We start from the raw sequence: 10,722 nt of genomic DNA, 5'->3' as shown, positions 1-10,722 counted from the left end.
GCGTGATAGAAAACCTTTGCAGCCCTAGGAAGGACGAGTACTGGCGCGGAGCGAATTTGACATTCGTGAGCACCAGAGCGCAGGACTGACAAAGAATGCGAGGGTTTGTCTACACGCTGAAAGGAACAACTCAGACCGTCTTGACCTCAGTCTGTTCGCCTGTCACAAGTAAAACTTGTTCATCAGTGAGCGGGCATAAAGAGAGCGTATTTTGATCTTTCTCTATGATATGCTGTGCGGCTTCACCTAAATAAGGATTGTTTATATGCGGTACTGGATAGCTGCTAATCTCATTGAATCCTTCAAAGGAAGATAATTCTAGCGCTTTCTCCTGATCATCCATCAGAGAGATGTATTCAATGCTTGGCGCCATGATAATACCCCCCGCAGATTCTCCGATATACAGCTTGCCTTTGCCGATCTCTTCTTTCAATACATGATCGAGCCCGTGCTTTCTTAATTCTTGCAGCAAATAAAAGGTATTGCCGCCAGATACATACATGACATCATTCTTCCTAATGATCTGTGTGATCTCTTGAACCGTTTGCTCGGTCAGCTGAACAGTCTCTACACGCATTTCTAATTGATGAAAGGCTTCTTTTGCTGCATCGACATAGTGCGTGACTTCTTCCACTTCACTGGCTACCGGAATGAATGTCACACTTTTTCCTTTTAAGGTGTCGCCTGCAAAGTCAGACAAGAGAGAATAGCTGTCTTTGAATGAAGAGCATAAGAACATTTTTTTCACGGTGAATCCCCTCTTCTCTTTCCTTTTTTATTTCGCCAATTCATACATGGCTTGTGCATATAGCGCAGTTGCTCGTAGTAAATCATCGATTTCGATATATTCATCCTTTTGGTGTGCGCAATCAGGTCTTCCAGGGAATAGAGGGCCAAAGGCAACACCTGCTTCTAATGACCTTGCATACGTTCCTCCCCCAATCGCAATAAGATGGGCAGGATCTCCTGTTTGTTCTTCGTAGACACGCTGTAATGTTTTCACAAGTGGATGGTCTTTTGAGACATGATGAGGCGGACTGTCATCAAATTTCTCAATCGCTGCCCCTTTTATTCGTTCAATCCCTTTTTTGACTTCCTCACCGTCCGCTGTTACGGGATAGCGGACATTCAGTCCAAGCTTCGCTTCTTCGTTTTGCGAATAGCGGATTGTGCCAACATTCAAGGTCAAGTCACCACTAATATCATCTTTACAAGCGATGCCGAGTTTTTGTCCTCTTGTGTCTTGATCAAATAAGGCATTAATTTGTGATGTAAAAGCGAGCCCTCTTTCATCTAATTCATGCGCACATAAGAAATTCGCCATATGAATGCCCGCATTTGTGCCATTCGCCGGCTCCATTGCATGAACTGATACACCTTTTAATGTGAATGTAAGTCCATCTGCTGTATGGTTTGTCTCACCGGTTAACTGATTTTCCGCAAGATAGGCTGCAAAAGCCATTTTTAAGGCTTCAGCATCGTGATCGTTTGCTGCTGCCACAATTGCGCGAGCCTCATCTGGGACCATATTGAGACGCATGCCTGATGTGAATTGCTTGAGGATGTAACGCTTGTTTTCTTCTGATTGTTCGTATGTAAAGGATACGATGGCATCTATGATCCCTTTTTCAGCATGAATAATTGGAAAATCAGCATCTGGTGCAAAGCCAATTTGCGGCATCGCCTCATGCTTGAAATAGTGATCGACGCAGCGCCAATCGCTTTCTTCATCTGTGCCAATGATGATTCGAATCTTTTTCGACAGCGGTAGACCGGCATCTTTTAACATTTTCAATGCGTAAAACGCCGCCATGGTCGGCCCTTTATCATCAATGGCTCCTCTTGCAAAGATTTTATTTTCTCTTATGTCCGCTGAAAATGGTGGGGTTGTCCAGTCGTCTCCCGCAGGCACGACATCCACATGGCATAGCACACCGACGATATCTTCGCCTTCTCCATATTCAATATGACCGGCATAGCCATCAACATTTTTCACTTTGAAGCCCTCGTCCTGCCCTTTTTTGAGCATATACTGAAGAGCCTCATCCACTTTTTCACCGAACGGTTTTCCTGCTGTGCCGCCTTCTTCATCCAAGACACTTTCAATTTGTAAAAAAGATTGTGTATCCTGAATCAAACTGTCTTTTTTTCGTATGACTTCTGCTTCCCAATTCATTTTTCCATTCCTCCTTGAAAAAAGGTTGCAATCCACCCTTAAAACGAATATTATATTAAGTGTTTTGTAATAATGTTCGTAAATGGAGGATTTTATGTTTCAGTTAAAAGAGAACCAAACCAACATAAAGAAAGAATTACTCGCTGGTATGACGACATTCTTTACGATGGTATATATTGTAGCCGTCAATCCAGGAATCCTTTCAGATGCAGGCATTCCTTTTGACCAAGTTTTTACTGCAACCATTATCGCTGCTGTTGTCGGTACCCTCTGGATGGCACTCTTTGCAAACTATCCGATTGCCATTGCACCAGGTATGGGGCTGAATGTCTATTTCACCGTCACTGTTGTCGGTGGTGGGGGTCTCAGCTATCAAACAGCATTTAGTGCGGTATTTGTTGCTGGAATACTCTTTATCATTTTATCGTTAACATCCCTTAGAAAACAACTCATTGAGGCGATTCCAGATAATTTAAAGTACGGGATTACAGCGGGTATCGGATTATTTATTGCATTCATTGGGCTAAGACAGTCTGGAATCATCACTGCTGATCCACAAAACCTTGTGAAGCTTGGCAATTTAAGCTCACCTGTTGTCATTTTGACATTCGTTGGTTTAATGATTTCTGTCATATTAATGGTTCTTCAAGTGAATGGAGCGCTGTTTATCGGCATGTTAGCAACCACGTTAATTGCACTTGTAACAGGTCAGCTTCATTTTCCTAAAGTGCTAGTGGATACCCCAGCACTGCCTGAAGGAATGCTGATTACAAATCCATTCGCTGCGTTTGGCGATGTATTTTCCCATCACTTGTATGCTGTTGTCTTCTCCTTTTTACTTGTGACGATTTTTGATACAACAGGAACAATGATCGGGGTTGCGGAACAAGCAGGTTTAATGAAAAATGGTCAGCTCCCAAAAGTACGCAGAGCCTTACTTGCTGACTCTGCTGCGACGACAATTGGCTCAATGTTTGGAACAAGCCCAACCACAGCTTACATTGAATCATCATCAGGAGTTGCTGCTGGCGGAAGAACTGGACTGACCTCTTTAACCGTTGCTACATTGTTTATTGTGGCCTTGTTTTTTGGTCCACTCGTTCAAGCCATTTCGTCTTTGCCGTCCATCACTTCACCTGTCTTAATCATTGTCGGCTGTTTGATGATGAATTCAGTGTCACGTATTCGCTGGAATGAGCTTGACGAAGCATTTCCTGCTTTTCTTGTGATTCTTTCCATGCCGCTGACATCTAGCATCTCTACAGGAATTTCACTAGGATTTATTTCATATCCACTTGTGAAGCTGGCAAAAGGAAAATGGAAAGAAGTGCATATTCTTGTGCTCATTTTTGCCGTCTTATTTTTCTTGCAGCTCTTTTTCTTAGAAGGATAGCCAAAATAAAAAGACACATTTCTCATTTGAATGTGTCTTTTTTGTATGAATGATTTTTTATTTTGTAAATTTTCTGTGTTTATTTTTTGATCTTTCTTAAGTGGTAAACTTCTTTATACGCCTTGTGTTTATTGGGTTGTAACCGGATTCAAATCATGATATATAACATAATTTCATTCATGAAGACAAGTTTAAAAACACGTAAAGTTGACTTTTTGGTGGAACTAGATGCATAATAACGTGTATAATAGAATAAAACATTAAGAAACACGAACATTTACCATTGGTGCATGTCCTTATGTCGCAGTTTTAGTGTAGTAAGTTGTGGTTAGTCAAGTCCATCCGATCTTATTGATAGGGAGTGGTTTTTTGAAACCTTCAACAAACCGTATGATGACTCGAATAAAATCAGTTTATATGTTCATTCAAGAGAAAGGTCTTGTGACGACACAAGAGCTGGTTGATGAATTCGGGATCACACCTAGAACCATCCAAAGAGACTTAAACGTGCTTGCCTATAACGATCTTGTTCATAGTCCAAGCAGAGGCAAATGGGAAACAACGAGAAAAAAAGTAAAAATATCATCATAAGCGAATAATGAACTTCCATATAACAAAAAGAACCGGCGGTCGCCGGTTCTTTTCATTTTGTTGACAAAGGGCTAAAATGAACTTGATTTTAGCCCCTTATCTTCTTTTCATTTGCTCTATATTAATCACGATTGATTAAGCTGTCTAACTCTTCTTCCGTCAATTCACGGTATTCTCCGGGGGCCAAATCTTCGTCTAATGAAACAGCTCCCATCGAGAGCCGTTTTAAAAAGATCACTTCATTGTCCACTGCTTGTGCCATCAGCTTCACTTGATGGTACTTCCCTTCAGTAATCGTTAAACGGATTCGTGTATCTGCCTCTTGGTTGGCATCTACTTCAACCTTCGCCGGCTTCGTTTGGTAGTCGTCTAAAATCACAACTCCCTCTTCAAGACGAGTGATGTCTTGATCTCCAAGCGGGTATTTTAGATGAACTTCATACGTTTTCGGGACATGCTTTTTCGGAGATAACAATTGATGAGCAAGCTGGCCGTCATTTGTAAGGAGGAGGAGACCGACTGTATCCTTATCCAGTCTCCCCACAGGGAATGGCTCCCTTGCAATATCCTCTGGCTCTAGTAGATCGACAACCGTCTCATCTCGCAGATCCTCCGTTGCTGAAATGACGCCATCTGGCTTGTTCATCATGAGATAAATGAATTCTTTATACTCTACACGCTCTCCATGCACGAGCACTTCATCATTTGTTGGATCGACATGATCTTTCACCTGCTTCGCCACTTCTCCATTCACTGTGACGGCCCGGGCCTTGACCAGCTTCTTTACATCTTTCCTTGAACCAAAGCCGGTATTGGCCAGCAATTTATCAAGCCTCATGCTTCTCCACCTCTTCTTAACTCTTTTTTCTTAAAAATGACGGCATCCGGCTGCCAAGTACACGCTCTAACAATCCAACTTTATAAGATAAGAACATATACACACCGCCGCCAGTGATCATTGAAATCAAAATAACAATACCAGCTTGTATGATTCCGCCTTCATATGAAATGACTTGATTCACAAGCTGACATGTCACATAAGCCACTACAGCCATGATTGCCGTTAAAATACCAATTAAAATAAACCGTTTGAAAATCCTGCGGAACGAATAGCCTGCATGGCGCTTGATCATGATGAACATATACAAAATCGAGGCACTGTAGCCTAATGCCGTTGCAAGCACAGAACCGTTTCCTTGCAGCCAGCTAATCAGCGGGATATTAAGAACCGTTTTAATGATGATCCCTAACAAAAGACTGACGATCGCAAATTTTTGTTTGTTAATCCCTTGTAAAATCGCTGCGTTAATGGTGAATAAAGAAAACAGTAACGCAACAGGTGCATACCAAAACAAAATAGAAGTCCCAATCTCAGGATGCACAGACGGATAGAAAAACCAATAAACTGGTCCAGCCAATGCCGAGATACCAAATGAAGCAGGCAGAACGAAGAATAAAATGACCTGCATCGTTTGATCAATTTGCCGATTCAGCAGCTTGTAATTTCGCGCTGTAAAGGATTCCGTTATGGTTGGAATCAATGTTAAACCAAACGCAGTTGCAAGTGACACAGGAATCATGACAAGCTTCGGTAAATATAACGTCACAATAGACAGAACCGCTGTACTAATATCCTGATGTCCTGATGCAATCATCGCTCTGTTAATTGTATTTGTATCAATATAAGAATAAATCGGAATGGCAAGTCCAACAAACACATAGGGTGCTGCATAACTGAACAGCTCTGTAAACATTTGCTTATAAGATAATCCAGAATAGTCCCCTGTATTCGGCTGCATTGCCAAAAGCCGATCTTTCCGCTTCAGCCAATATAAATAAAGCGTAAATAGACCGCCAAACGCACCAATGAGTGCGGCAAATGTGGCATAACCAACCGCAATAACAAGACCGCCGTCAAGCACTTTTAAAATGATAAACGTCGCTGTTAATAGGAAGATGATTCTGACAAGTTGTTCGATGACTTGAGAAACAGCTGTCGGGCCCATCATCGAGTGCCCTTGGAAAAAGCCTCGCACAAGACTCATGATGGGTACAACCAATAGACCCAAACTGACCATCCGAATCACATAAACCACTTGATCGACCGTCAAACCGCCCGTTTCATTCGATCCTCCAAGCTGAATCTTGGCAAAGATCGGTGCGGTCAAATATAAAATAGAAAAGGCGATAATACCGGTGACAAGCATGACCGACATACCCGCCCTGAACATTTTTCTTGTTGTCTCATAATCGCCGATTGCATTATATTTAGAGACGAATTTCGATACCGCTGTTGGAAAACCGAGCGTAGCAATACTTAAAAAGATCGTATACTGATTGTATCCATATTGGAATAGCGCACCACCAGTCGCTCCGACCATTGCGCTAAATGGAATTAAGTAAATCATACCAAGAATACGAGAGAGATAAGTCCCTATCGTTAAAACCAACGTACCACGAAGCAGTTTATTAGACATGCGCTTAACCACCATTTTTCTAATGAATATTCAACTTAACTATTTTAACACATCATTTCATCGCACAGGTAACAAATCCAATACAGAAGTCACAAAACCAATCAATTCATATTTCAGCCTTCCCCAATCTTCGTTATAATAGAGAAATGACTGAAAGTAGAAAGAGGAATGTAACATGAAACATTATGATGTCATTGTCATTGGCGGTGGACCTTCTGGACTGATGGCCGCGATTGCATCGGCAGAACACGGTGCATCGGTTCTGTTAATTGACAAAGGAAACAAACTTGGCAGAAAGCTCGCCATTTCTGGCGGTGGACGCTGCAATGTGACCAATCGCCTTCCAGTAGAAGAAATTATCAAGCATATTCCCGGAAACGGCCGTTTTCTATATAGTGCATTTTCTGAGTTCAATAACGAGGATATTATCTCGTTCTTTGAAAATCTAGGTATTGAACTAAAAGAAGAAGACCATGGACGTATGTTCCCTGTCTCAAACAAAGCACAATCTGTTGTGGATGCCCTATTAGATAGGCTTCGCGTGCTCAATGTGACCATTCGAACGAATGAAAAGATTAAAACCGTTCTGTATCAAGACGGACAAGCAGCTGGAATTGTTACAAATAATGATGAAAAAATTTCAAGTCATGCCGTTGTCATTGCTGTTGGCGGGAAAAGTGTGCCTCATACAGGCTCTACTGGCGATGGCTATGCATGGGCAGAAGCCGCTGGCCATACCATTACAGAGCTCTTCCCAACAGAAGTACCCGTCACGTCAGACGAGCGTTTTATTAAGGACAAAGTGCTTCAAGGTCTTTCATTAAGAAGTGTGGCCGTGAGTGTTTTAAATAAAAAAGGAAAACCCGTCGTCACTCATGTCATGGATATGATCTTTACACACTTTGGCTTATCAGGTCCTGCCGTTCTGAGATGCAGCGGCTTTGTTGTGAAAGAACTGAAAAAGCAACAGGCCGTCCGTCTTCAAATTGATTTATACCCAAAGCTCAATGACGAGGAGCTATTCCAAAAGCTTCATCGTGATCTAAAAGATGAACCAAAAAAAGCCATTAAAAATGTCCTGAAATCTTGGATGCAAGAGCGCTATTTATTGTTCCTTTTAGAACGAAATGGCATTGATCCGCAGGAGACATTTTCTGGTCTCGCTAAAGAGAAACTCCGCGCTTTTGCGCATGATTGTAAACATTTCATCGTCCATGCAAATGGGACGCTTTCTTTAGATAAAGCCTTTGTTACAGGGGGCGGCGTTTCTGTCAAAGAAATTGAACCGAAGAAAATGGCATCTAAAAAAATGGCCGGTCTTTATTTCTGCGGAGAAATTTTAGATATTCACGGTTACACAGGCGGTTACAATATTACGTCAGCACTTGTGACAGGCAGGTTAGCTGGCATGAATGCCGCACTAGAAGTAAAGGAGAGATCTCAATGATTAGACGCGCACTTCCGATTGTCCTTGCAGTTGTCATTAGTTTGACAGCCGCTTTCTTTATGAAGCTGTCCATTACCCCGTTAAAAATCGCCATTATTTTAGCGTTTACGATTTTCGCTGTTTGTTTAAAAGAATATGTCTACCGTCTGCGCAAACGAATTGAAGAAAAGTCATCTTCACATATCGATGGTTGATAAATGGAAGCAAAACATGTTACGGTAAAATAGAGGTCGAGTGAGAAACTCGCCTCTTTTTGTTTGAAAATAGTTGAGACAGGGGATATTAAACAAAATCCTCTGCTTAAACGTGTAGAACAACAGGAGAGTGAGATGGTGTGAAAAACGTATCAAGTGTATTTTGGATTGTGATTGCAATCACATTTATTGCCGTTCTATGGGGAGCCTTTTCTCCAGAATCACTGCAAAATGTGACAGATCAAATTCAAACATACATTACAAATGACTTTGGCTGGTATTATTTATTAGTCGTATCGCTTCTAGTCGGCTTTTGTCTATTCTTTATCTTTAGCCCTATCGGAAAAATTACGTTAGGAAAGCCAGGTGAAGAGCCTGAATTTGGTCTTTTTTCTTGGTTTGCGATGCTATTTAGTGCTGGAATGGGTATTGGGCTTGTTTTTTACGGAGCAGCTGAACCGATCAGTCATTATGCGATTCAATCACCAACGGGTGACACTGAAACTGCACAAGCCTTCCGTGATTCCCTTCGTTATACTTTTTTCCACTGGGGACTTCATGCATGGGCGATCTATGCCATTGTTGCGCTTTGCATTGCATACTTTAAATTTAGAAAAGATGCGCCTGGCTTAATCAGTGCAACACTGCAGCCAGTTTTAGGAGATAAAACGCACGGATGGATCGGAAAAACCATCGATTGTATTGCTGTGTTTGCGACAGTTGTTGGTGTTGCAACGAGCTTAGGATTAGGCGCAGCACAAATCAATGGTGGATTGGATTATCTATTTAACATTCCAAATGCCTTTAGCACACAATTGATTATTATCATCATTGTGACGGTGCTCTTCCTTGCATCTGCTCTTAGCGGTATTGGTAAAGGGATTAAATATTTAAGTAATATCAACATGGTATTAGCAGCTGTTCTGATGTTTTTCTTACTTTTGGTAGGTCCAACAGTTTATATTTTAAATTCATTTACTGACTCTATTGGACAATACTTATCCAACATCGTTCAAATGAGCTTTCGCTTATCTCCAAATGACCCTGAAAAGAGAGAATGGATTAACGGATGGACGATCTTTTATTGGGCATGGTGGATCTCTTGGGCACCATTTGTCGGGATCTTTATTGCACGTGTATCACGTGGACGAACCATTCGAGAGTTTTTAGTTGGTGTGTTAGTTGCTCCATCTATCCTTGTATTTCTTTGGTTCTCTATTTTCGGTGTTTCTGCGATGGACTTACAGCAAAAGAATATTGTCGATGTTGCAGGCCTTTCTACGGAAACCATGCTTTTTGGTGTACTAAATGAATATCCGCTGGCAATGATCACATCGATTCTAGCTCTTATTTTAATCGCGGTATTCTTTATCACATCAGCAGACTCAGCTACATTCGTTCTCGGAATGCAGACAACCTATGGATCATTAAATCCAGCGAATAGTGTAAAGATCAGCTGGGGTATTATCCAGTCAGCAGTTGCGGCAGTGCTCTTATTTTCAGGCGGTCTTGAAGCCTTGCAAAACACAGCCAAACTTGCTGCTTTGCCGTTCTCTGTTGTCATTATTTTAATGATTGTGTCCCTGTACAAATCATTAAATGAAGAACGAAGAGCGATTAAACAAGCAAATAAGTACAATAAACCAAGAAGTCCAAGAGTAAAAAAAGCATAATCATCACAAGAGAAAAGTCGTTCCTCATCCGAACGGCTTTTTTTCTCGTTGAAATAATTGAAGATTGTCATGACATTGTGTATTCCGATAAAATAGTGTTGAATCATCACTTTTCTACATAATGGAGGTTTATATGACGTTACCTACGTTCAAGTACAACCCAGACCCAGTTTCATTACATGTAATTAAAAAAGAGCAGACGATATGCCCCGTTTGTGAGAAAGAACGAGATTATGTATATCATGGTCCTTTTTATTCTATTGAAGACGTTTCTGGCATTTGTCCTTGGTGCATTAAAGATGGATCAGCTGCTCAAACATATAATGGAATGTTTCAAGACGATGTGAGTTGTGATGACGTCGATCATGAAGAATATATAGATGAACTGATCTACAGAACGCCGGGTTACCGCGGATGGCAGCAGGAATATTGGTTAAGCCATTGCGGGGATTTTTGCGCGATTGTGCAGTATGTTGGATGGAAAGAAATTGAGCATTTAGAGGAAGAACTCTCAGAGGATATTGAAGAGATTTGCAGTGGTGGACATTTCACAAAAGAGAACCTGAAACAATGGCTCGTGAATGGAGGAGACTTGCAAGGCTATCTCTTTCAATGCGTTCACTGCAAAAAGCATCGTTTACATATTGACGCTAGTTGATCATGGCAAAAGGACCTTTATTTTAGCCCTTTTTCTTCTTTTCAGCGTGATAGAAAACCTTTGCAGCCCTAGGAAGGACGAGTACTGGCGCGGAGCGAATTTCACATTCGTGA

The 10,722-nt window shown here is 41.4% G+C and carries 10 protein-coding genes; 6 read left to right on the top strand and 4 right to left on the bottom strand.

Features of this window, described 5'->3' with window-relative positions; all coding sequences use genetic code 11:
• Window positions 1-130: 130 nt before the first annotated feature.
• Window positions 131-748 carry a Type 1 glutamine amidotransferase-like domain-containing protein gene (locus ACTJJD_RS17880; RefSeq protein WP_440608720.1) on the bottom strand — a complete coding sequence of 206 codons (618 nt, stop codon included), beginning with the start codon at window positions 746-748 and terminating at the stop codon, window positions 131-133.
• 27 nt (window positions 749-775) lie between these two features.
• A complete protein-coding gene (gene pepV / locus ACTJJD_RS17875) occupies window positions 776-2,176 on the bottom strand; it encodes a dipeptidase PepV (RefSeq protein ID WP_440608719.1) in 1,401 nt (466 codons plus the stop codon).
• Between the two features lie 94 nt (window positions 2,177-2,270).
• Here pepV and ACTJJD_RS17870 point away from each other — a divergent pair, with 94 nt between their 5' ends.
• Together ACTJJD_RS17870 and ACTJJD_RS17865 are read left to right on the top strand one after the other, a co-directional pair.
• On the top strand, window positions 2,271-3,569 hold the full coding sequence (locus ACTJJD_RS17870) for an NCS2 family permease (protein ID WP_440608718.1): 1,299 nt from the start codon (window positions 2,271-2,273) through the stop codon (window positions 3,567-3,569).
• 369 nt (window positions 3,570-3,938) lie between these two features.
• The gene (locus ACTJJD_RS17865) at window positions 3,939-4,160 is read left to right on the top strand and encodes a DeoR family transcriptional regulator (RefSeq protein WP_008356419.1); all 222 of its coding nucleotides are present in this window, start codon (window positions 3,939-3,941) and stop codon (window positions 4,158-4,160) included.
• A 121-nt stretch (window positions 4,161-4,281) separates the two neighbouring features.
• On the opposite strand, the gene ACTJJD_RS17860 is transcribed toward ACTJJD_RS17865, so the two are convergent.
• Window positions 4,282-4,998: a pseudouridine synthase gene (locus ACTJJD_RS17860; protein WP_440608717.1), complete on the bottom strand. Its 717-nt coding sequence runs from the start codon at window positions 4,996-4,998 to the stop codon at window positions 4,282-4,284.
• A 16-nt stretch (window positions 4,999-5,014) separates the two neighbouring features.
• Entirely contained in the window at window positions 5,015-6,637 is a 1,623-nt protein-coding gene (locus ACTJJD_RS17855; protein ID WP_440608716.1) for a putative polysaccharide biosynthesis protein, read from the bottom strand.
• Between the two features lie 175 nt (window positions 6,638-6,812).
• Between ACTJJD_RS17855 and ACTJJD_RS17850 the strand changes: the two genes are divergently transcribed.
• The 4 genes from ACTJJD_RS17850 (at window position 6,813) to ACTJJD_RS17835 (ending at window position 10,609) form a co-directional block, all read left to right on the top strand.
• Window positions 6,813-8,084, top strand: a complete 1,272-nt coding sequence (locus ACTJJD_RS17850) for an NAD(P)/FAD-dependent oxidoreductase (RefSeq protein WP_048002545.1) — start codon at window positions 6,813-6,815, stop codon at window positions 8,082-8,084.
• Complete coding sequence (locus ACTJJD_RS17845; RefSeq protein ID WP_008343027.1) at window positions 8,081-8,278, top strand: hypothetical protein; 198 nt, start codon at window positions 8,081-8,083, stop codon at window positions 8,276-8,278. Before ACTJJD_RS17850 ends, ACTJJD_RS17845 begins: the two co-directional genes overlap by 4 nt.
• 140 nt (window positions 8,279-8,418) lie before the next feature.
• Entirely contained in the window at window positions 8,419-9,951 is a 1,533-nt protein-coding gene (gene opuD / locus ACTJJD_RS17840; protein WP_017358333.1) for a glycine betaine transporter OpuD, read from the top strand.
• A gap of 133 nt (window positions 9,952-10,084) precedes the next feature.
• On the top strand, window positions 10,085-10,609 hold the full coding sequence (locus ACTJJD_RS17835; RefSeq protein WP_138278895.1) for a CbrC family protein: 525 nt from the start codon (window positions 10,085-10,087) through the stop codon (window positions 10,607-10,609).
• The last annotated feature ends 113 nt before the right edge of the window (window positions 10,610-10,722 follow it).

The sequence above is a fragment of the Bacillus sp. 22446 genome (assembly GCF_052044955.1).
Classification (GTDB): Bacteria; Bacillota; Bacilli; order Bacillales; family Bacillaceae; genus Bacillus; species Bacillus altitudinis.
Note: the sequence above shows the minus strand (reverse complement) of the source record. Positions and strands in the feature narration are given on the sequence as shown.